We start from the raw sequence: 21,583 nt of genomic DNA on the forward strand, positions 1-21,583 counted from the left end.
ACTAACCTCGGTGGCGCTGGAGGAAATCCAGCAACACCGGAAAGTAGGCATGAGGTTCTTCGTAGAAGGGCATATGGCTGCTGTTGGGGAACACATGCAGTGCAGCATCCTTGAGCGCCATTTTCATGCGCATTGCACAGGCCGGTGTGAGTTCGTCGTGCTGGCCGGTGGTAATCAACACCGGCATGGTGAAATCGGCCATTTCCTGCAGACGGTTCCAGTTTTTCAGGTTGCCGACGTAGAGAAACTCATTCGGCCCCTGCATGGTTGTGTAGGGCCCCATGTTCCAGTCGCCCAAAGAGCGCGTGACCGGCGCCGGCCACTCGTCCAGGCGGCAGACGTGGCGGTAGTTGAGGAGGGTGATTGCGGCTTGGTATTGCGGGTGATCGAGGGTGCCCATGGCTTCATGGCGTTGCATCATGGCCACGGTTTCGCTGCCCAGAGCACCACGCAGACGCTCCAGTTCCTGAGACAGGTGCGGGATATCGCCTACCGTGTTTTCCAGAATCAGGGTTTTGAGTTCGTGAGGGTGGTAAATGGCATATTCGATCGCCAGCCAGCCGCCCCAGGAGTGCCCCATCAAGTGCACCCGCCCCAGGTCGAGGGCCTGACGGACGGTTTCCACCTCAGCGACATAACGGGTGATGTCCCAGAGTGACGGGTCTTCGGGGCTGTCAGACGCTCCGGTACCGAGTTGGTCAAAGGCGACAACTCGCAACCCCTTGTCCTTGAGCCAACCATGGGCGTCACGCAGATAATCGCAGGGAAGCCCCGGGCCTCCATTGAGGCACAGCAGGACCTCATCGCCCTCGCCAAAGCTGTAAACCACCAGATTGTGGCCGTCGACCTCGACGTTATAGTGCTGGTCCGGTTCGATTTCACGCCACATCGTAACTCTCCCTTTATGATGCCGACCGGTTCGGATGCTGACCAAATGGCCTACCTTACTCAGTAAGTCATGCGCCCAAAAGCTAGTATTTGTTATAGGTTTGGTCTGGCTGTCCCTCGCCGAGGCGTGGCATTCTACGTGCTGAATTTCAGGATTGAAATTAATTAGGGAGGGCAATGGATGCAAACCAAGCTATCGGACCTCAATCCCCGTCTGTTGTCGGGCAAGAGCCTGGATGAGCAGATGGACAACGCCATGCTATTGGCCGAGGAGCTGGGCTTTGATGCCTTGGTGTACGACTACAGCCCGGTGCCGCTGGACCATGAAGGCAAGTTGATCACGCCCGCGGTGCTCAAACTGCGCAACACGCCAGCCGATTGGCATGCGCGTTGGTGTGCAGAGGGTTACTACCAGATCGACCCTGTCCAGCAGGTAGCACTCAATTGTGTTTCACCCTTTGTCTGGTCTTACAAACCTGGGACTGACACCCTGCTGGAGCCGGTCATCAGTCAGTGCCATGCGCCGGTGGTGAATTATCTGGAAGACGCGCAGATGACCTGTGGTGTGTCGGTCCCGATTCATTTACCCAGAGGCGGCTTTGCCTCCTTGACCGGGCTGCGTACCAGCAGCAGCAGTGTCCTGTGCGATGCCCGGCGGACCCTGGCGGATTTCAGCCTGATTTCCCATGCCTTGCAGGAAGCGGCCTATCCGTTGCTTGGCAAAGAGGTTCACACGCCTCCCATTCACCTGACCAAACGTGAGCGCGAGTGCCTTAAATGGGCGGCCGAGGGCCTGACCGCCGCCGAGATAGCCAGCCAGCTGAATCGCTCATTGGCCACCATCAGCCTCCACCTGACCTCGGCCATGCATAAACTCGGGGCCAAGAATCGGGTCCAGGCCGTGGTTCGGGCTACCCATTATCGATTGCTCGATAGCTGAGATTGGGCAAAAACCTATCTATTTCTCTAGTTATTTCCAGTATCTGATCCCGCTATCGTGTGCCATACGGTTTTTCAGGGGCGGCATGAAGAAATGGAATCTATCGGAATACGTGAAGGCTTCGCACCTTTTGGTCCTTATCAGACCTGGTACCGTGTTACGGGTCACTTCGACGGTAAGAACCCGCCGCTGGTGATTCTGCATGGCGGCCCGGGCTGCACGCATGATTACGTCGACGCTTTCAAGGACATCGCCGCGAGTGGGTATCCAGTGGTTCATTACGATCAATTGGGTAACGGTCGCTCGACCCACCTGCCGGAAAAAGATGCCTCGTTCTGGAACGTAGCGCTGTTTCTCGATGAACTGGACAACCTGCTGGATCATCTGGAAATCAGCGACAGTTACGCGCTGCTGGGGCAATCATGGGGCGGCATGCTCGCCAGTGAGCACGCCGTACGGCAACCTGCGGGGCTACGGGCCTTGATCGCCGCCAATTCCCCTGCGGATATGCGCGTCTGGGTTGAGGAAGCCAACCGTTTACGTCAATTACTGCCTGCCGGTGTGCATGAAACATTGCTTGAATACGAACGGGCAGGGGATTTTCAAGCGGTCGCCTATCAACAGGCATCGAGAGTCTTTTACGATAACCACGTGTGTCGCGTCCTTCCCTGGCCGGACGAAGTCGCGCGTACGTTTGCCCAGGTCGATGCCGATCCCACCGTTTACCATGCCATGAGCGGGCCGACGGAGTTTCATGTAATAGGCAGCCTGAAAGACTGGACCATTGTCGACCGCTTGCGGCACATCAACGTGCCGACGCTGGTGATCTCCGGTCGCTACGATGAAGCAACACCGACGGTGGTCAGACCTTATCTGGAGCAGATCCCGAACGTGCGTTGGGCGTTGTTCCAGAACTCCAGCCACATGCCGCATGTCGAGGAGCGGGTCGCCTGTATGGGGACGGTGGTGAGGTTCCTGGATGAGTGTTTGCACGGGGCGATGGTTGGCAATCGCAAGCTTGAAGAACTGAGGGCCTGACCTGTGTCTTTCCTGCTGCTGAGGCGGCCTCATTGCATGACCGGCAAGCATTCCAGATGCGAAGGTTGGGGGTATAACGCATAGATCTCTCTGGTTTTCAACGGTTGGCCGAGCGGGGCGGCGAGCACACTACGATTGACGGATTTCTCTGTCAGGATCAAGTCGATCACGGCGCCCCAGCCCCTCGCGCCTCAATACGGTTATCCCTACATCTGAGGGCACCGCGGGTACCGGCTATCTATAACATGGAGTTCGGCGACGCCGATGTCCCCCCTATCCCTTCTTTATGATTCATTTCCACACTACCTTCCAGCACGGCAGTCTTGCAGGTGTCACAGAGGCCCTGGCTGCAGGACGAAGGAACAATCGCACCGGCCGGAACGACTGGCTTAAAGCAGCAAACCCATCAAGGATGCTTTGACCGCTGCTTCGGCTTTGTTCGAGGCTTGGAGTTTGCGCATGGAATTGACCAAATGAAATTTCACGGTTCGCGTGTCGATATTCAGAATAATGCTGATTTCGACGTAAGTTTTTCCCATGGCCGTCCATTTCAGGGTTTCTTTTTCGCGTGCAGTCAATGGCTTGTACTTTTCAGGTGTGGATTTTTCGGCAAGAAAACGCGTCATGGACTCATGCACTAATTGAGTCAACCACATTAATTTGGTCTCTTTGCTCTCCAACTCTGCCGTGGAAATATATTCACCGGAGCGGGAAACAGAGAGCAAGCCAATAGTGTTGTGTTCGCGTTGCGAAGAAAGACACCAACCATGATTGAGGTTGTAATGTCGCGCTTCTTCCCAGAATTCCAGTCTTTGAGTTTGCTGTTCCGCGGACCAGCGCATGGGGATGGAGCGTGTCAGCCCGTGTTCCACGGTGGGGTCCTGAGAAAAATAATCTTCGTCTACATATTTTTTCTCCCAAGCACTGGGGTAGTTTGACCGTAGAAAATATTGAGGGGGTGCTAACGGTGAGTGGGCTTTTAATCCATAGGAACAGAACTCGAAACCCAAGTTGGAAGTTATTTTAATTAGTTCATTGAATAATTCATTTTCAGAAGTACAGCCAGAAACCAACTCTATGAAATCTTCGCGCCAGTCATTCACCAATATTACCTTCCGTGGTCAGCGCTCTTAGTGAGAAGAGCGGGGGCTTATCATACAGGATCGAAGCGCTGCAGGAAGGTTGGTCTGAGTTGTAATTTCGTTAATACAATGGCAATACCTCACCCGGTAAGGTCCGTGGCACAGATGAATACCTCGCAAGGGCGCCGGAGTGTCAAGTCAGTGAAAAAGTGTTAGTTATTTCATATGTTTTTTGGTACGTAAGTACTAAGAAGTCGGGGTTTGGAGTGCCTGGTATTTTTTACTTTCGATACAAAAATGTCACCATTTCAACTCGCCGGAGAGGACAAATTATTCACCATTGAGCGATCAGTGCTGCTCGTCATGGGATGTTGTTTTAATTAACCTGCCCATTCGGGCAGCTACTAACATGGGGCTCGGTTTGTTGTACTGGCGAAATAACATTTGCTAGGTGTTTACTATGCTGACTGCTGTAACAGGGACTGTTAGTGATCTTCTGCCTGGGATGGCATCCGCGCTCGCTAAATATAGGTATGAGGTATTCGTTAAAGAGTTAGGCTGGCCTTTGCGCTGTGAAAACGGTGTTGAGTTAGACGCTTTTGATCGTCCTGATACGGTGTATGTTCTGGCCTGTGATAATAACCATGAAATATTTGGTTGTGCCCGGTTGATTCCCACTAATCGTCCCTACCTGTTAGGCGATGTATTCCCTCACTTAATGGAAGGGAGCCCGCTGCCGTTCTCTCCAGATATATGGGAACTTTCCCGTTTCGCCATCAGCAAGCCGAAAGGCCAGGTATTGAGTGCTGAGCAAGCCTGGAAAAATACAGTGAAGTTGGTGAAGGAAGTGATTGATGTTGCACGCTCAAAGGGGGCGTTTCGATTGATCGCGTTTACTGCTGTAGGGAATGAGCGCCTACTGAAACGGATGGGGGTCAATACGCAAAGAATTTCTCCGCCGCGGCTTATTGATAATAAAAGTATCGTTCCCTTCTGGATCGAAATCGACGACAAAACCACCAGGGCTTTGTGTCTGGCCGCCTAGAAACCTTGCAGTGAATGATGGTCGAGAGTACTGATGAGTAGGGTCACAGGTTTGGCGGCATGCGATTGGTATGCCCTGATGTGTTTGGATAAGCGTGTTTCGGTGGTGGGGCGCACACAAGAGCAGCTTGAGCAGCGAGTAACAGCTGCGTGCGAGTACTCCGCAACTGAGCATAATGTACCAGTAGCATGGAAGGACGAGAGTGGCGAGATAGTCGCTTTCTGCATCGTGCATTTCGACAAAGAGATCAGGGTCAATGGACTGGGTAATGCGTACTTTTCGACGCTGATAGCGCTACCAGTAGCGAGCATCCTGCAACAGCTGATGTGCAGTTCAGTTGAGTATATAAACAGCACGCGGTTGCTACCTGGGCGGGTGTCTGACTTGGTAGGCCCACTCCACAGTTCGTTCTTGATTGAGCGAGGATTGCGCACGTTTGAGTCTGATTTCAATGTGTTTTCGTTGCCGTCAAACACGGTTGAGTTGACGTATGCCCTGACGCAAGCAGGATGTCGAAAGGAAAAAGACTTGATTGAAATTGTCTTTCAACCGCCGTCCCAGGGATATCAACAGCACGCTCTGGAAGAAAAGCTCACTCAGCGATTGGCCGATATTGAATTTCATCACTGCGGGCAAGATGAACTGATTGCCAAAAGTCAATTGTTGGCAGACTGTTACAATCAATCCTGGGAACGAAACTGGGGGTACAGTCCCGCCTCCAGAGAGCAGTTTGAAATCGCTTCGCGCAATATTAAAAACATATCGGCGCTTATCGCTGAGCGTGATGATAAAGTTGTCGGTTTTACTATGTTTGCCCCTGCGATGAATGAGCAGGGGTTGTATGGCCGCGCTTTTTTTACGGGAGTCGCTCCTGAGTATCAACGAAAAGGGTTGTCGGTAGCACTCACCTTGAAGTTGTCCGCGATCGCGTTGAGCAAGGTCGGTCGTAGCAAAATCAGTCTGTCCTGGATGCTGGAGGATAATGTCATGGTTCTTCGAACGATGCGTCACCTCACCCGGGACGGCATTTGCCATGAAAGAGCTTATCGAATCTATAGATATACCGCATCGGTTGAATGAGAGTCTTATGCGTATTGATGATGTTGCGTTAAAATCGAAAGAGTTGGGCTATTACACCTACTTTCCTCAAGTGCGTTCAGCCTGTGGTCGGGATATGACGCTCGTTGATGGTCGCAATATGCTGAACTTTGCTTCGTGCGATTATTTAGGGCTTTCAAATCACGAGCGCATGAAAGAGTCGGCGATTGCTGCCATCCGGAAGTACGGCTCAAATATCGGCGGCCCCATGATCTTCAGTGGCTTCACCGAATACCATGAGCGTCTGCAAAATAGCTATAGCGATTTGTATGCTGGGCGAACATCGCTGATGTTTACCACCTCCTATCAGGCGAATTTTGGGGTTATCCCCTTGGCGGCTGAGCGTGCCGATCTGATTTTGCTGGACAAGCTGTCACATGTCTCAATCTGGGACGGCGTGAAGTTATCGGGTTGTCCATTCAGGGCCTACAGTCATGCCGATATCGAAATGTTGGAGCAGCTGGTCCAGTTAAATCAAGATAAGAAAATTTTAATCATTACCGATGGAGTTTTTTCGGCAGACGGCGATGTAGCTGATCTGGGAAGGATAGTCCGGTTGAAACGCTTCCATCCGTGCCTGGAAATCTACATTGATGATGCTCACGGTGTCGGTATGTTAGGCAGTTCTGGCCAAGGGGCTTGCGAAGCGGCCGGAGTGGTCTTGGAGATCGATTACATTGTCGGCACCATGAGTAAAGCTTTTGGCTCATCCGGTGGGTTCGTTGTATTCAAGGATGAGGCGTTTGCTGAAAGAGTCAGGTTCCGATGCCCCACCTATAATGCTTCCCGGTCAGTTTCACCGGGTGTCGCCTCCGCCTCTTGCACAGCCCTGGAGATCAATGCTTCGGAAGGGGGGGCGCGTCGGGCAAAACTTGCAGATCTCACCCGCTATACACATGAGCAACTTGAATCACTTGGCGTCGATAAGCTCCATTCCAGGACTGCGGTGATCCCGGTGGTCTTCAAGGATCCTATGGAGGCTGCCCGAGTCAATGCCGAGTTGGTCGGTAAAGGTATCATGGGGTCACTGTTCGTACCTCCCTTTGTACCCAATCACCAATCCAGGATCAGGTTGTGTCTGACATACAACCACACGATGGCCGATGTGGATTACTGCATTGATTCATTACGAAAGATTATCTGAACAGACTGTGTTTATCCGGTGGTAACGGGTGTGGTGCAGATCTGCCTATCTTTTTATGACGTCAATGGGGGTGATAATTAAATGGTCCAGGTTGGTTCAGCTCTGTTAAGTATTGTTCTTTTCTATTTTATGCTGTGCAAGGGACTGGGGCTTTTAGTCATCAATAAGGGGGTGCGGGTAAACTACACGAGGAAAGTTGGGCATTTTGCGATGTTTCTACTACCCAGTCTATTTTTCGCGTTGTTCAACATCCAGAGTACTCATGAGCGATTACTGCTGTCTGCGGTATCCACCACTATTCTGTTCTTGGCCATGTGCGGATGGTCGCGTCGTCGTTATCTGATTGCCCAGCATATGTTTGCGAGTATTGATCGGCCCGAAGACTCACCCAATACGCTTTCATGGTTGGTTAGTCAAACCGTGGTGGGGTTGTTGGTGTTGTGGGTGACGCAATACATCTGGTTGGCAATCGGTGTGCCGATTGAGTTGCTTTATATCACTATTTTAGCCACCACCTTTGGTGACGGTTTGGCAGAACCTGTCGGTATCCGATTTGGAAAGCACGAATATGTCACGAAAGGTTTTTTTGTGGATAAAAAATTCAAAAGAACCCTGGAGGGGTCTGCAACAGTATTCGTGATGTCGATGTTGTTTTGCGTGTTGTTTAAAGATTACTTTGAGTGGCATCAATTTGTATTGCTGTGTGCTGTTTTTCCTCTTGCTCTTACCTTGACGGAAGCGAAGTCCCCTCACACCTGGGATACACCATTTTTGTTTGTTGTCGGTAATGCCATTGTAACGGGGGTCTATTTGCTGTGATTTACTTAATACGTCACGCCTCGCCGTTGGTCAATTACAATCGTTGCGGTGCCGTCTCGGCTAAATTGCTTCTGGATGTATATAATCAGACCTCAATTATCGATGAGGATGAAATTTCAGGTTTCTTGAGCCAACCAGACTTGTCCCGGCCACTTTTAGCGTCTGAGGCCAAGGTCATTTCTTCACCGGTCAACAGAGCCTATGCAACGGCGTGCAGGTTGTTCGAGGCTGCGCGTATTCAACAGGATAGTCGATTACAAGAGTACGACCTGCGATTAAGCACCATTCCGCTCCTGAGAATGGGGTTAAGACAATGGTTCGCTCTGCACAGAGTTCTGTGGTTGCTGGGAGTTTCGTTGGGCGCCGTCCCCCGAAAAAAGGAATACCTTCGGGCTGTAGGTGTTGCCGATGAACTTTACAAATCCTGCTCCGAGACAGGGAAGACAACGATCGTCATATCCCACGGTATGTTTCTCAGAACCGTCAGGAAAACCCTGCAAAAACAGGGTATGAAGGCTCGTATGGTTTATCGCTCAGGGTGCTTCACGGTCGAGTCTTTAACACCATGAAAAGGATTTTGTATACGTGAAGAAGTTACTGCTTTTAGGGGCCAGTGGGTTTATCGGGCAGGGCGTCTACGAGATCCTCAGCCAGGTGAAAGATATCCAGGTTACTCGCCACTCACGTTCGCCGAGGGTTGGTTATGACGTTTGCGAATTCGGCTCCAGGGAATTTATCGAATTAGTGAGTGACAGTGACTTTGTTGTCAATTGTACGGGGATCGGCCTCAGTCGTTTGGGGGCGAGTACCGACAGTAACGAGATGCTCACGGAGCAGATACTTGCGTCGATTTCCCTCGGTGGGACTGACAAGAAGAATCTTCTTCATTTGAGCAGCGTCAAGGCTCACAATCCTGAAAAAAGACGGGATGCGTACGCCGACGATAAGTGGGCGGCAGAGCAAGTTATCCATTTAAATAGCCACAAGGTGCAAGGGGTCATTTTGCGGGTGCCGACAGTACTGGGGCGCCATGACAAAAATCTGCTGCCGATGATTTCACTGTGCAAGTTGAAGTTGCTGCCATTGGTGACGAATCAGCTCCCGGCGTTGCATGTCATTGGCGTGGACAGTATTGCGCAGTGCATTATTCAATGGCTGGCACGCCGCCCTGACCAGACACTGCAGACGTATTACCTGCTGAGCGATGACACGATGACCTATAACGATCTGGTAGGCGAAGTGTACGCCAGGCTCCAGGTAGTTGAGGATGTTGCCATGTTGCGAAGAGTGAAGGTGCGCACACTGTTCAGGATTTACAAAGTGCTGTCTTTTGTGGATGCCTTCAGGCGCCAGCGGAAATTATTTCCTTGGGCGCGTTTCAATGATCTATTTATCTATCCGTGGCATATCGAAAAAAATGTCAAGGTGATCATGACGCAGTCGAAGTTGTCGGTATTGGTAGGGGCATATTTTGAAAACATTCAGGATTGATGTAGCCGCCAGTTTGCTGGTGCCAGTATCATGCGCTTCCGTGATACTGCTTTATTGCACGGGTTTTGCGTTGCTTCAACCGATCATCATGGCGAGTGTTTTGCTGTTTGCAGAACTGTATTTTCTACGGGAAACAGACAGTGACAGCTCTTTCGATAAAGGTATCAAGAGTGGGTTTCTGGTGTCGTGCGCTATATCGATTGTCATGCTGTTACAGTTGTTGATATGCAGTGATGTCTTACTTCAAGTGATCGGTTCTTTCATGATTTTATCTGGAGTCGGTCTGAGGGCTCATGGGAAAATCATACTGGGTCGGCACTTTTCGCACTCGCTGAGAGTGTTGGTCGATCACGAGTTGGTCAAGGATGGGGCCTTCAGGTGTATCAGGCATCCGGCGTATTTCGGTACGCTTCTCATTGTCACGGGTTTTGGTTTATATACCAGTATCTATGCTGCCCTGGTTGTCTTCTTTGTTGCGCTTTTATTGATTCTTAAGCGAGTCGGCAATGAAGAGAAAATGTTGGTTGAATATTTTGGTGAAAAATACGTTCACTACCAATTCGACAGTTACAAAGTAATTCCTTTTATCATCTGATAGCGTCATTCCAGGAGGTTTTATGACTCATGTTCACGAAGCAAAAATCAAGGAGATTGTTTCTCGAGTCTTGGGCGTCAGTACCGGAGAAATCCAGAATAATAAAAACTTTGTAGAGGCTTACGGTGCTGACTCGATGTCAGGCATAGAAATCCTGGCCGGTATCGAGGGCGCTTTTCAGGTTCGAGTCGATGAGGCCTACATTCCACGGATTACCAGCGTGGATTCAATTCTCTCGTTTATCGACAAGACCCTTGAGGTTGAGTGTGCATGAAGAGCTCCGACAAGGGCAGAAGGGTCGTCGTCACTGGCTTGGGTCCGGTCAGCCCGATCGGGGTTGGAAAAGCCGAATTTTTTCATGCACTGAAGACCGGGGTAAATGGCACGGGGCTGCTTTCCAAAGTCAACACGGACCGGTTTGAAAGAAAGTATGGGTGTGAGGTGAAATCCACCATTAGCACATTGATTCCAGACTTCGGTTCTTTCGTTCGTTCCGGGACTCCCAGTCATTTTGCCCTTGCCGCCACCGGGCTGGCGCTCGCTGATGCCGGAATCAAGCGAGAAGCGATTTCAGGTAAACGGGTCAATTGTTACTTCGGCACGACTTATGGTGAATCCAACCTGATCGACAACATGGTGACGGCAATGGCTGAGTCCCAGCCAGGCCTGCAAGCGTCGGTGCAACATACGTTTGCGTCTGAAATAAGCCGCGATGTCTTGAGATCGATAGGTTCGACCGGCGAGGCAGTTACGATTGGCAACGCGTGTTCGGCCAGTAATACCGCGTTGATATTCGGCTACGAAGCCATCAAGGCGGGGGACTGCGAACTTGCCATTTGCGGTGGAAGCGATGCGGTCTACAAGGCGACGTTTGCGACATTCCATCGATTGGGCAGCATGACCGACAAAGACTGCACGCCTTTCAATTCGGGCCGTAAAGGCGTTTTGACCGCAGAAGGCGGTAGTGCACTAGTCCTCGAGGACTATGATCGGGCAATGCGTCGCGGGGCGTATATTTATGCCGAAGTGCTTGGATTTTCGATGAACTGTGATGCTGATCATATGGTGAGATTGAATCACCATAGTGTTGGCGATTGCATGAAGTCGGCACTTGAAAACGCGTCGGTTACGCCTGGGGCTGTTGGTTATATTTGCGCTCACGGTACCGGTACGGTTGCCAATGACAGTAATGAGTGCAAGGCAATCGAGGCGGTTTTTGGTCATTCACCACCACCGGTTAGTTCCATCAAGTCAATGATGGGGCACAGCATGGGGGCGGCGGCGGGTTTTGGAGCCATTGCCTGCATGCTTGCGCTCAGCGAGGGGTTGCCTCCTACGATCAATGTGTCCGAGCAGGATCCTGAAATACCCATCGACGTTGTCGCGGAGGGCTTCAGAGTCGGAAAGGTCGACGTGGTGGTCAATAATGCTTTCGCTTTTGGCGGGAATAATTCAATTTTGGTATTCGGTAATCTCAAATGATGGATGACGCTGTTGCACTGGTCGTAAGCGATTGGGTCATGTTGCAGATGCCCGGCGTATTCGAGCAAGGAGGAGTGGAGTTACATCGGGGGAAAACACCCGCGTGGGACCTGATGTCCAGCGAATTGGTACCAAGTCGGGAGCTGAAAAACCTGGATCGACAATCCCTGTTGCTACTGGCAGCGATGTCGTTGATTGAGGATGGCAATCATGGTGACTCCCTGGCGCGCTCGGCCATTATTGGTGCGACGTCCAATGGTTCCATCGACACTGTTATTCAATTGATTAAAGAGTCGAACGGTAGTCGTTTTGCATTTCAGGTGAATCCGGCACAAATTCCCAATACCGTCATAAACTCCTCAGCGGGCCAGCTGGCGATAAAATATGGCATTAAAGGACCGAATGTTTCTCTGTGCGCGAAAGAGTTGAGCTTCTATAACGCATTGGTACAAGGGTTAAGATTTGCCAGGCGAGGTGAGTCTGATTATATCTACATGACAGCGATTGAAACGTTTAGCGGTGAGTTCGGAACGCTCTATGCACAGAGCATTGATCTCCCTGTTGAAAAACGACTCGATGCGGCAGCAATTTTCAGCTTCAAGACATGTACTGACCTGAAGATGCCAGGGCTGATCGTCAGGTCCTGCATAACAGGGCGTCTCTTTCACTCAAGCGCGGCCGGCCTGATCGACCTGATACTCACGTTTATAGCAGGGCACGGAGTTGAGCTTGATGGGCTCAGTCGGGTAAGTCTCGCTGTTCCGGATTCCTGGCGGATGTCCTCGAGCGGTCTGAATCTGACCCTCGGGGCGAGGCTCGAGATTCTGGATCGGGCAAAGGCTTTGAGTCTGTCTCTGGTGGGTGCCTATCAATTGGCCGAACTGGCGGATGGCGTCCTGGCCCATAGTTTTGGGTTGATGGTGTGTGTTGATGATGAAGGCTTTTATGGTGTCGCGCTGATAGAACGTACTGATGTTCGAGGTGGTTTATTCAATGGCTCAGATGATTTAGGCAAGGTGGGTAAGTTATGATTCTGTTTGTGCGGTGGCTGTTGGTAGTGCTGTTCATTGTTCTGAGTTTTCCGTTTTTATGCTTGTTCATGTTAGTCAATCCTTCAAAGAACAAAAACCTGCATGTGGCCTGCCGGTCATACACAGTGATCAATAAAATATTCTCGGTTCGCGTCGCTGTCAGCGGATTCGACACTATCTCCACCGCCCAACCGTATATCTATGTGGCAAACCACCAATGTAATTATGATGTTCTGATTGTTGCTGAGGCGCTTAAGCCAGGTACGGTTATTGTCGGTAAAAAATCACTTAAGTGGTTGCCTCTGGTCGGGCAATTATATTGGCTGACGGGCAGTCTGTTCATTGACAGGAACAGCCCTCGGGCGTCGATCCAGAGTCTGCGCAAGATCTCCAAGAGCGTTGTAGGTGACAATACTTCCCTCTGGATCTTTCCTGAAGGCACCCGAAACAAAGGCGGGGAAATGCTGCCTTTCAAGTCGGGAGCCTTCCGGGTTGCCAAGGATATGGGGGTGGGTATCGTTCCAGTAACGATCAGTCCTGCTGTTGGGGACGTGGCTTACAACTCATTGCGCTCTACTGAAGTCAGTATCGTAGCCCATCAACCCATCGAGGCGGATGTGGTCGCGAACATGAGTACCAAAGAGCTGGCTAGCTACACGCGTGAGATCATCAACAACGGGCTTCCGATTATTTAGTAACCTGTACGGCTATTTTCAACGCATTCGCTCGTCACGGCGACTTGAGGCCGAGTGTCAACGCAACGTTGAAGTCATGTGGTTACTTGGTCGGCTGGCTCCTGACTTCAAACCATCGCCGATGCCCCGACAAGTCGGGGTATTTGCTTTAAACCACGGCAGGTTGCGTTTTCACACAGCCGCGCGAGGCGGGCATTTTGCGAAGGGGCGCTGATCCGTCAGCTGAAATGAGTGTCGATCGGAGTGCGAGAGGGCTTCTTCGGACTTCGTTTCAAGCCGCCGGCATTTGCTGGCCAAGCCGCCGCCATTGGCTTCAAGCAGACCGGCGATCAGGTTCAGCACCGTGGACCTGCCACAACCGGAATGGCCGATCAACGAGACAAACTCACCGCGAGCGATGTTCAGGTTGACGTTACTCAGGGCCTGGAAGCAGCCTTTCCTGGTATCGAAGTGTTTGCTGACCTGGGGTCAGCTCAACGAAGATTGATGCCGAGGCTGGCGAGCCAATAATTGAGCCACATGGCATGGGTGCCCGTGGGGAACGTCTGGGCGAAGGTCAGTGGCGTACCGCCTTGTTTGACCTTGGCCGCCAGTTGCTCGCCATTGGTCACGCCCGCTTGCTGCAGCTGCCTGGAGAGGGTGATCGCCTGGCCGTTCTGGTTCAGCCCCATGAGCATGGCCATGTCTTTCTGCGGCCCGCCGATGCCCAGTTGCACGCCATAAATCAGGCCGTAGAGCACATGGGCAGCATCCAGTTCACCGTAGAGCAGTTTGTCGCGCACGCCGACCCAGGAGGCCTCTTTGCTTGGCGTGATGGTGAGGCCGTATCTTTCGCCGAAACCCTGGGTTGCCGCCACCACGACTGATACGCAGTCGGTGAGCGGAATGAAACCGACCTTCAGCGCAGCTTTCTCCGGTGCATCGCTGCCGGCGGCCCAGACCGCGCTGCGCAGCAAGCCTGGCGAGGCCAGATCAAGGGCGGCGATCCCGGCGACAGTGCCTGCCGCCACCAGGGGACTGCTTCAGGAAGGTGCGCCGGCCGGGGTGTACTGGATGTTGCGAGTCACGCTCATCAGTCATAACCACATCTTTTTTTTAGGGGTAAAAAAAAACGGCATGCGCCAGGCACCCGCGATAGAGGGACCTGATGGACGCCGTTGCCCGGAAAGTGCAGCACGCCACCATTGGCGTGCTGCATGAGTCTGTAAGACAGCAATAGCAAAGGGCTTGCCGGGTTTGTGTCTGATTTTTTTTGCACTAAAAGCCAATTGGAACAAAGGCTTGAAGTGGTTTCTGTTGTCATCGAACAGGATATCGTGGGGGCTTGGAGCCAGGAGGAGCGAAGCACTGATTGTTTGTTGGACGGCTTGGGTGCGAGGTGAACTAAAACGGCTCTCCTGCGCACCGTTGCGAAGTCGAATGGAGGTAAGCCTCAGCCCAGATCCCGGCGGATGGCGTCGAGGCGTTCGTCGAGTAATGGGGTGAGCAGGGCGTAGCACTCCGCCGGGGAGATGGACACTGTCGTTGTACCGATCAGGCAGCGTTGCAGTCGTTCGAGAGCGTTGTGCAGCGATTGGGGGGCATGCCTGAGCAAGCGCTCGCGCAGGTACTGCAATTGAACAAGCATTTCCAGTGGGCAACGCTGACGGGCGGCGGCGCGCACCGACAGGCCGCGCAGCCGCCCCAGGTCTTCCAGCTCCCAACAGCGCTCGGCGATGCTCGGGGGCTGCAGATTAAGCGCGCAGCGCTGCAGTTTGAGGTGCTGGATGGCGCCGAGCAGGTCTTGCAGCAACCGGCAATGGCCATCGAAATCCGCTGGGTCGCGGCGTAACGCGTTCCAGGCCTGGCACTGTGCGCTATACGGCCATTCTTTCCAGCGTTGGTCGAGCGAATGACCCAGTGCCTGGCAACGCTGTTGTGCCTCGCGGGTGGTCTGTCCGCCGAGACCACGATGCTGCTGCAGGCCTTGCAGCAGATCGAGGCCCAGCAAGAGAGCCTGCCTTAGGCCCGCGTCACCCTGCGGCAAACGGGTTCGTCGGGATTGCCCACCATCGAGTGCTGCGGCGAATTGTAGGTTCATGGGCGAGTTCCGACGGTGAGTTGGTTGAGATAATGGGTCAGGTCGTGCAGCGCATGGGTCTGCGTACTCTGCTCCTGCACCGCCCCATTGACCTGTTGCAACTGTTCGCTGAGGTCATGATTGGCTTGCTGGTGCTCGCTGAGCGCCTGTTGCATGGCGCCGAGGTGTTGCAGATTGATCTGACTATGTTGAGCCAGGTCGTCGAGGTTGGCGGCGAGTTGCTCGCTCTGTTGGCTACCGGCTGCCAGCAGGTCGCGGTGTTCCTTGACCTCGCCATCCACTTGGCGCACGGCCATGGCGATCGCCGTCGCGGCTGTGGTGATTTCGTGGGTAGCCCGGTCGGTGGCTTGGGCCAGGCTGCGGACCTCATCGGCGACCACTGCGAAACCGCGACCGTGCTCGCCGGCGCGGGCCGCCTCGATGGAGGCATTGAGTGCCAGCAACTGGGTCTGTTTGGCCAGCGCCTGAATGCTGTTGACGGTGCTTTCTACTGCGGTAGTGCGCTGCAGCAATGCTTCCACGGCGTGTGCGGTATTGCCCAGGCTGTGCTGAATGGCGCGCATGCTGTCACCCACTGAACGCGCCTCCAGACAACCGGTTTCGCTCATGGTATGGGCGTTGGCGAAGGCTGCCAGCGCGCCCAGGGCCAAGGCATCAATGCTGTGTAAGGTCTGGTCGATTTGCTCGCTGGCGGCGGCGATCATGGCGATTCGTTGGCTCTGTTCCTCACCTTGGTCGCGGGCCTGTTGAGCCATTTGCTCCAGCCCACGACTGGCAAACTGTACTTCGCTGCGTAGGCGTTCGTTGTTGCGCAGTTGCGTGCTGGCGGCCACCAGTAGCGTCGCTGGGTCGGCATCCCGGGAGCTGCGCAGCAGTTGTGCAAGTTCAGTGTCCCAGAATGTCTGTAGATGGCGTTGATGACGCTCACGAAGATGCCACGCGCACCCCAGATAGAGGACGCCAGGTATGAGGGTCAGTGCGCTTGCTGGCTGTTCGGCCAGTGCGAGACCGCAGGTGCCGAGGGCCAACCCGAGTGGTAACCAGAGGCCGATCCTGCTGCGTTCTAGCAGGGCCATGCCAGGGTCGAACAATGACCGGAGTGCAATGCCAGCAGGGCGTGACTTGCCGACACCGCTGTGCGCAGGCGCGATGGCATGACCCGGGGGGAGCATTCCTTGAGCAGGCATGAGGATTTCCTTTTATGCCGGGGTGAAAGCAAAAACGGCGCACGCCCACCTGTCGCAATGAGCAGGGGAGCGGACGCCGTTGTCCGTGATGTTTGCGAAGCCATCGTCGTTGATGGCTCAAGCCTGATCAGATCTAAGCAAGTTGTTTGCCAGCCGTGCCATCGACAACTTGTCAGCCTGTCGCTCATGCAGCGGGAGGGGTTCCATTCGATGGCTATAGAGCTGCGAAGGCAGAAAAGGCGATCAACGCACCAGCTGCGGGAATTGCCGAGCCGCAGTGCTCTGTTCTGGTTCGCGCAGAGCGTTACGGCATGTTTGCCGCAGTGGGGATGCCAGGCCAGCTGCGCTTTTCCCGCAATATCAAATGCAATCTTGAAGGTCAGATTTCGTCGTCATCTCTCAGCCGAAACTGTGGCTCATGTATTGAGTTCTCCGCAGAGAAGAGATGGCCAGGGTATTCAGCCATGATTAATCGCAAGTGCTCGATGGCTTCCAGGTATTTAAGATCGGCCTGCCTTCTTTTCTTCTGATAGAGCGTGAACTTTTCTATGTCCATGTGGGGCTGATCGAGAAGATCAAGGGCGGCGTGTGTCAGGTTGTGGGCTTCGTTGAACAGTTGTCTGTTACGTTCAAGCGCCAGGTTCAGGCAGGCTGTCGCTTGTTCGGAAGTCATCGTACTGTTCATTTACCGCGCCCTCTCTAGTGGCGTGAAGGGTTGGAAGGATCGGGTTCAAAAAAGCGGGCTCAAGGCCTAATGCCGGTAAGTCAAGACGCAGAATCTGTGGGAGCGTGGCTTGCCCGCGAAGAATGCACCGCGGTTTTTCAGGTACTACGCGTCATCGTTCTTCGCGGGCAAGCCACGCTCCCACAGGATTTTCGTCGTTCAAATTTCTTGACTTACCGGCATTGGGCTCAAGGCCCGGCTATTGACCGCGGCGCCACACCTTGAGGTAGTCGACGCTGAAGGTGGAGGGCAGATCGGCGTCGTCGACAACGCCGAACCAATTCCACATGGCCTCGCTGTCAAAGAGGATATGCATGGGGAAGAACCAGTGGGTGTTCTTTGCCTCGCGCACCAGTACGCCGTCGACGTACCAGCGCAACGTGTCGGGCTGCCAATCGAAACCGTATACATGGAATGCGCTGGCCAGCCGCCAAGGGCTGATCCAGCTGCTGCCATCGGTCAAATGTTCGGTACTTTGTGGTGTGGCCCAAACGTGGGCGTTCATGTTGTAGCGACGGTCGAAGGAGGCGTTTTTGGTTTTTCCGCCGATTTCGAAGATGTCGATTTCCGTGGCGTTGTCGGCAAGCCCCGTCCATGCGAGCCAGAAGGCGCTGGAGCCTGCCGAGTCCATCGGTTTGGCGCGGGCTTCGTAATAACCGTAAAAACTGCGCCCGTGGGTGCGCACCATCGCCGAGCTGTAGTCTTTGTAGCCCAGGCGGACGTATTTTTGCGGCAAGGTTTCCTTGCGGAAAACGATGTTCAGATGGCCGTCACTCAAGTAGGCATTGTCTGGCGTGAACAGCGCCGGCTTACGTCCCAGCGAGTCGGTGCCCGTGGCATTGTTGACGTGCCAGCGACTGGCGTTAAGGGTCGCACCGTCAAAGTCGTCTGAAAATTGGGTGTCCAGCATCCACTGCCCGACATTGTCCTGATCGGACAGCGGCAGTTCGGCGTTGGTCCGTTCCGGTAGCATGCCCAAGGGGCCGATGCGGGTCCAGGAATTGGCAACCTTGGGGAGGGCGACGGACCACTTGTCCGCCAGATACCGAAAGACGCGCTGCCGTTCCTCCAGGGATGCGAGGTGCCGGTCGTACATCAGTATTTCGGCGATGTCGCCGCGCAAATGTTCGGCGCTGCCGACTACGTTCCGCCCCACCGCGTACGGGCCGATAGGCACGTCGTCGAGTTCCAGGACGAAGAGGGTCGGATCGTAGGCGGTGGGCTGTTGCACGCTGATCGCGAAATTCGGCGGCACGTTGTCGTTATCGGCGATTATCGGGCGCGAACTGAATAGTCGCTGCCAGGTCTCGCCGCCGCTTTGCCCGGTCAATCTGCGTGAAACGATCAATAGGGTAACGGGGCCTTTAGCCGTACGAATGGCCTTGCCAAGGAAGGCTGAAGTACCACTCAAGCGCACCACCGGATGGCCATTCATGGCGTTCCCCACACGCTGCGGCAGCGCGGCGTCTGCGCCATTGTCTACGGTAACGTCATTGGCTTCGCCGGACTTGTCGTGCCACCGCAGGAGGTGGTTCTGGGCATCGAGGGTCATTTTCGACGCGTCGGCGGCGTCCAGCCACAGCACCAGGCCGTTGGCCAGCGGCGGGGGAGTGCCCCCCGACGCGTTGCAAACGACCGATAGCAGGGTCGCCAAAAGAATGAACCTGCTCATACCCATTGTTTTAACGCAATCGATGCTGCCAAACCGGGTTGGGAGCGGTACCCGTGCGGATTACACATTTGCCATCGCCAGGTGTCGATGATCATTTGCATCAGGTCGCGCTGTGCGTACCAGCCTAGCTCACGCCCTGCCTTGGTGGGGTCGGCCCAGCATTCGGCGATATCGCCGTCGCGGCGCGGTGCGAACCGCAAGGGGATGGTAATACCGGTAATGTCCTCGAAGCTGTGGATGACCTGCAGCACGCTGTGGCCAATGCCTGTTCCCAGGTTCCAGACGTGGATGCCGTTTGTGTTCTGCAACGCCCGCAACGCCCTGAGATGGCCATCGGCAAGGTCGACCACATGGACGTAATCGCGCACACACGTTCCGTCGACAGTGGGATAGTCGCTGCCGTAGACCATGAGTTCGGGCACTTGCCTCATCGCGACCCGTGTCAGGCAAGGCAGCAGGTTGTTGGGCTTGCCGTTGGGGTTTTCCCCGATCAGCCCGCTATCGTGAGCACCGATCGGGTTGAAGTAGCGCAGCACCGCAATGGTCCACCGCGGATCGGACAGGCACAGGTCGGTGAGCAACTCTTCGATCAGCAGCTTGGTGCGGCCATAAGGATTGATCGGTTTGCCTGCGCCCAGGTCTTCGATGAGCGGTATCTGCCGGGGGGCGCCATACACGGTGGCCGACGAACTGAACACCAGTTTGAACACCTCAAACCGGGCCATCGCATGGCAGAGGTTGAGTGTGCCGACCACATTGTTGGCGTAATAATCCAGCGGCTTGCGAACGCTTTCCTCCACGGATTTGAGACCGGCGAAGTGCACCACGGCATCGATGTCGTAGCGGCTGAAGATATCGTCGAGCAGGCGGCTATCGCGAATATCGCCTTCAATGAAATCGACTCGCCTGCGAGTCAGATACTCCAGGCGCGCGAGCGATTCGCGGCAGCTGTTACACAGGTTGTCGAGGACCAGCACCTGTCGACCGGCGTCAATCAGGGTCAGGGTGGTATGGGAGCCGATGTATCCGGCCCCGCCGGTAATCAACGTGGTTTTGTGCATGATGAGGCGTTCCTGTCACAAGGAAATTGCACGAGTCAGGAGAATGTGGTCCGGGAAGGGAAAAGGTTTGCGGGTGCGTCCTCTCAGCGGGTGGTGAAAACCGATTTGAATTCTTGCGGCCAGCGCGGATGCATCACGCTATACGCCACGGCATAACTCAGCGCGCCCACCACGATGCTGTAGAGCAGGTGCAGGTAGCCCTGAACACCCAGGCGGGAAGAAACCATCAGGACGATCGCTGCCATGACGAACGAGGCAATCACGCTGCGATAGCTGATTTCGAAAAACAGCCGCCAGTCATAGCCGATTGCCCTGTTCAACCCGCGGATTTGCAGTGGCGTGATGATCGCCATCCGGGCCAGCAGGGCGAGGGCGGCGGCCATGCCGCCATAGAGGCTGCCGAAGCCATAGACCAGCGCCAGAGCCAATACGGTGGTTGCCACTTCGGCCTTGATGGTCAGGTGGCTGCAATTGACCGCGACCAGTGCGGTCGTGGCGTACATGGCGGTATTACCGATGGCTGCCGTGCACGCCAGCACTTGCAGCAGGGGAATGGCCTCGGTCCATTTGGCGCCGAAGATCAACAGGATCAGATCGTGCGCCGTGAGTGCGATGCCGATGAACAGGGGCGTCAGCAGGAAGCAACTGACGGCGGTCGAATCGCTGATGATCGCGCGCAACCGCGATGGATCGGCGCTGCGTCGGGCAAACGCCGGCAGCGCATAGCTGATCAGGCCGTGATAGATCGCCGTGCGCGGCAGATCGATGATGCGCATCGCCATGTTGAACATGCCCACCGCGTTGGTGCCGGCCGTCATGCCCAGGATGACGGTGACCCCGCGCTGTAGCGTTTGCGAACTCAGCGCGTTGACGGCAACCGGTGCGCCGGCCTTCAACAGCTCACGCAACAGCGAGCCGTCAATGTAAAAGGCAATGCGGCGTGGGTCGGCGCGCATCAATACGATAATGGACACGAACTCCATGATCAGTGCCTGGGCAATGACCGCCCAGGCGCCCAACCCCCAGAGCGCGACAGCGATGCCGCCCACGCCACCACACACCTTGCCCAGCAGCGTGCGCGACGCCAGCATCCTGAAGTTGCCGCTACGGCGCATTTGCGCCACATAGACCCGCGCCATCATGGTGAACAGGATTTTCACCGAAGCCACCGCCGTCATCCATTGCAGCATCGGGTCGGGCGTGTACAGAATCGCCGCGCCCGAGATGACGACGATGGAGGCCAGGCTGACGAGTACCGACGCCCAGAAGGCTGTGGCGATGTGTTTGGCTTCCAGCCGCTCGAGTCGTACCAGCGGGTCTTCCAGAACCGAGGAATAAATCATGCCGATCAATTCGACGACGGCAATGATCACCGTGCCCACACCCAACTCTGCGGGCGATAGCAGCCTGGCATACGCGACAAAGGTAATCATCGACAGGAAAATCAGGCCGAATTTCTCGGTGAAAATCCAGATCAATTTAACCAGACGGTGATTGGCCATGGCGGATAC

General features: G+C 54.4%; 20 protein-coding genes and 4 pseudogenes. 13 read left to right on the forward strand and 11 right to left on the reverse strand.

The window, feature by feature from the left end:
• Position 1: 1 nt before the first annotated feature.
• Complete coding sequence (locus tag PSH88_RS13550; RefSeq protein ID WP_305426763.1) at positions 2-889, reverse strand: proline iminopeptidase-family hydrolase; 888 nt, start codon at positions 887-889, stop codon at positions 2-4.
• 180 nt (positions 890-1,069) lie between these two features.
• Here PSH88_RS13550 and PSH88_RS13555 point away from each other — a divergent pair, with 180 nt between their 5' ends.
• Positions 1,070-1,828, forward strand: coding sequence for a LuxR family transcriptional regulator (locus PSH88_RS13555; RefSeq protein ID WP_305426764.1), 759 nt, complete (start codon positions 1,070-1,072; stop codon positions 1,826-1,828).
• 93 nt (positions 1,829-1,921) lie between these two features.
• The gene (locus PSH88_RS13560; RefSeq protein ID WP_305426765.1) at positions 1,922-2,866 is read left to right on the forward strand and encodes a proline iminopeptidase-family hydrolase; all 945 of its coding nucleotides are present in this window, start codon (positions 1,922-1,924) and stop codon (positions 2,864-2,866) included.
• 274 nt (positions 2,867-3,140) lie between these two features.
• Here the strand turns inward: PSH88_RS13560 and PSH88_RS13565 are convergent.
• Together PSH88_RS13565 and PSH88_RS13570 are read right to left on the reverse strand one after the other, a co-directional pair.
• Positions 3,141-3,242: pseudogene (locus PSH88_RS13565) on the reverse strand (2Fe-2S iron-sulfur cluster-binding protein); the annotation flags it as partial.
• Positions 3,243-3,255: 13 nt separating this feature from the next.
• Entirely contained in the window at positions 3,256-3,969 is a 714-nt protein-coding gene (locus PSH88_RS13570; RefSeq protein WP_305426766.1) for an autoinducer binding domain-containing protein, read from the reverse strand.
• Between the two features lie 439 nt (positions 3,970-4,408).
• On the opposite strand from PSH88_RS13570, the gene PSH88_RS13575 reads away from it, so the two are divergent.
• From PSH88_RS13575 to PSH88_RS13625, 11 genes and pseudogenes are all read left to right on the forward strand, one after another.
• The gene (locus PSH88_RS13575) at positions 4,409-4,993 is read left to right on the forward strand and encodes an acyl-homoserine-lactone synthase (RefSeq protein WP_187326454.1); all 585 of its coding nucleotides are present in this window, start codon (positions 4,409-4,411) and stop codon (positions 4,991-4,993) included.
• Positions 4,994-5,026: 33 nt separating this feature from the next.
• Positions 5,027-6,073: a GNAT family N-acetyltransferase gene (locus PSH88_RS13580; RefSeq protein WP_305426767.1), complete on the forward strand. Its 1,047-nt coding sequence runs from the start codon at positions 5,027-5,029 to the stop codon at positions 6,071-6,073.
• A gap of 7 nt (positions 6,074-6,080) precedes the next feature.
• Complete coding sequence (locus PSH88_RS13585) at positions 6,081-7,235, forward strand: aminotransferase class I/II-fold pyridoxal phosphate-dependent enzyme (protein ID WP_305426768.1); 1,155 nt, start codon at positions 6,081-6,083, stop codon at positions 7,233-7,235.
• 81 nt (positions 7,236-7,316) lie between these two features.
• The gene (locus tag PSH88_RS13590; protein ID WP_305426769.1) at positions 7,317-8,054 is read left to right on the forward strand and encodes a diacylglycerol/polyprenol kinase family protein; all 738 of its coding nucleotides are present in this window, start codon (positions 7,317-7,319) and stop codon (positions 8,052-8,054) included.
• Between the two features lie 585 nt (positions 8,055-8,639).
• Complete coding sequence (locus PSH88_RS13595) at positions 8,640-9,545, forward strand: NAD-dependent epimerase/dehydratase family protein (RefSeq protein ID WP_305426770.1); 906 nt, start codon at positions 8,640-8,642, stop codon at positions 9,543-9,545.
• Positions 9,526-10,140 (forward strand): methyltransferase family protein, encoded by a 615-nt coding sequence (locus tag PSH88_RS13600; protein WP_305426771.1) that lies wholly within the window; start codon positions 9,526-9,528, stop codon positions 10,138-10,140. The genes PSH88_RS13595 and PSH88_RS13600 overlap by 20 nt, the downstream gene beginning before the upstream one ends.
• Before the next feature lie 22 nt (positions 10,141-10,162).
• Positions 10,163-10,414, forward strand: a complete 252-nt coding sequence (locus tag PSH88_RS13605; RefSeq protein ID WP_305426772.1) for an acyl carrier protein — start codon at positions 10,163-10,165, stop codon at positions 10,412-10,414.
• Positions 10,411-11,622, forward strand: a complete 1,212-nt coding sequence (locus tag PSH88_RS13610) for a beta-ketoacyl-[acyl-carrier-protein] synthase family protein (RefSeq protein ID WP_305426773.1) — start codon at positions 10,411-10,413, stop codon at positions 11,620-11,622. The genes PSH88_RS13605 and PSH88_RS13610 overlap by 4 nt, the downstream gene beginning before the upstream one ends.
• Positions 11,619-12,653: a beta-ketoacyl synthase N-terminal-like domain-containing protein gene (locus PSH88_RS13615; protein WP_305426774.1), complete on the forward strand. Its 1,035-nt coding sequence runs from the start codon at positions 11,619-11,621 to the stop codon at positions 12,651-12,653. Before PSH88_RS13610 ends, PSH88_RS13615 begins: the two co-directional genes overlap by 4 nt.
• Complete coding sequence (locus PSH88_RS13620; protein WP_305426775.1) at positions 12,650-13,348, forward strand: lysophospholipid acyltransferase family protein; 699 nt, start codon at positions 12,650-12,652, stop codon at positions 13,346-13,348. Before PSH88_RS13615 ends, PSH88_RS13620 begins: the two co-directional genes overlap by 4 nt.
• A 4-nt stretch (positions 13,349-13,352) precedes the next feature.
• A pseudogene (locus tag PSH88_RS13625) lies at positions 13,353-13,460 on the forward strand (transposase); the annotation flags it as partial.
• A gap of 182 nt (positions 13,461-13,642) precedes the next feature.
• Here the strand turns inward: PSH88_RS13625 and PSH88_RS13630 are convergent.
• The 8 genes and pseudogenes from PSH88_RS13630 to PSH88_RS13665 all read right to left on the reverse strand — a co-directional run.
• Positions 13,643-13,874: pseudogene (locus tag PSH88_RS13630) on the reverse strand (ATP-binding cassette domain-containing protein); the annotation flags it as partial.
• A pseudogene (locus PSH88_RS13635) lies at positions 13,831-14,428 on the reverse strand (CmpA/NrtA family ABC transporter substrate-binding protein); the annotation flags it as partial. The pseudogenes PSH88_RS13635 and PSH88_RS13630, both read right to left, overlap by 44 nt.
• A 352-nt stretch (positions 14,429-14,780) precedes the next feature.
• On the reverse strand, positions 14,781-15,428 hold the full coding sequence (locus PSH88_RS13640) for a hypothetical protein (RefSeq protein WP_305426776.1): 648 nt from the start codon (positions 15,426-15,428) through the stop codon (positions 14,781-14,783).
• Entirely contained in the window at positions 15,425-16,615 is a 1,191-nt protein-coding gene (locus PSH88_RS13645) for a methyl-accepting chemotaxis protein (RefSeq protein ID WP_305426777.1), read from the reverse strand. The genes PSH88_RS13640 and PSH88_RS13645 overlap by 4 nt, the downstream gene beginning before the upstream one ends.
• Positions 16,616-16,994: 379 nt before the next feature.
• Positions 16,995-17,288, reverse strand: a complete 294-nt coding sequence (locus PSH88_RS13650) for a hypothetical protein (protein ID WP_305426778.1) — start codon at positions 17,286-17,288, stop codon at positions 16,995-16,997.
• Positions 17,289-17,538: 250 nt separating this feature from the next.
• Entirely contained in the window at positions 17,539-19,011 is a 1,473-nt protein-coding gene (locus tag PSH88_RS13655; protein ID WP_305426779.1) for a family 16 glycosylhydrolase, read from the reverse strand.
• The gene (gene galE / locus PSH88_RS13660) at positions 19,008-20,072 is read right to left on the reverse strand and encodes a UDP-glucose 4-epimerase GalE (protein ID WP_305426780.1); all 1,065 of its coding nucleotides are present in this window, start codon (positions 20,070-20,072) and stop codon (positions 19,008-19,010) included. Before galE ends, PSH88_RS13655 begins: the two co-directional genes overlap by 4 nt.
• A gap of 83 nt (positions 20,073-20,155) precedes the next feature.
• On the reverse strand, positions 20,156-21,574 hold the full coding sequence (locus PSH88_RS13665) for an oligosaccharide flippase family protein (RefSeq protein ID WP_305426781.1): 1,419 nt from the start codon (positions 21,572-21,574) through the stop codon (positions 20,156-20,158).
• Positions 21,575-21,583 lie beyond the last annotated feature (9 nt).

The organism is Pseudomonas wuhanensis (genome assembly GCF_030687395.1).
Lineage (GTDB): Bacteria > Pseudomonadota > Gammaproteobacteria > Pseudomonadales > Pseudomonadaceae > Aquipseudomonas > Aquipseudomonas wuhanensis.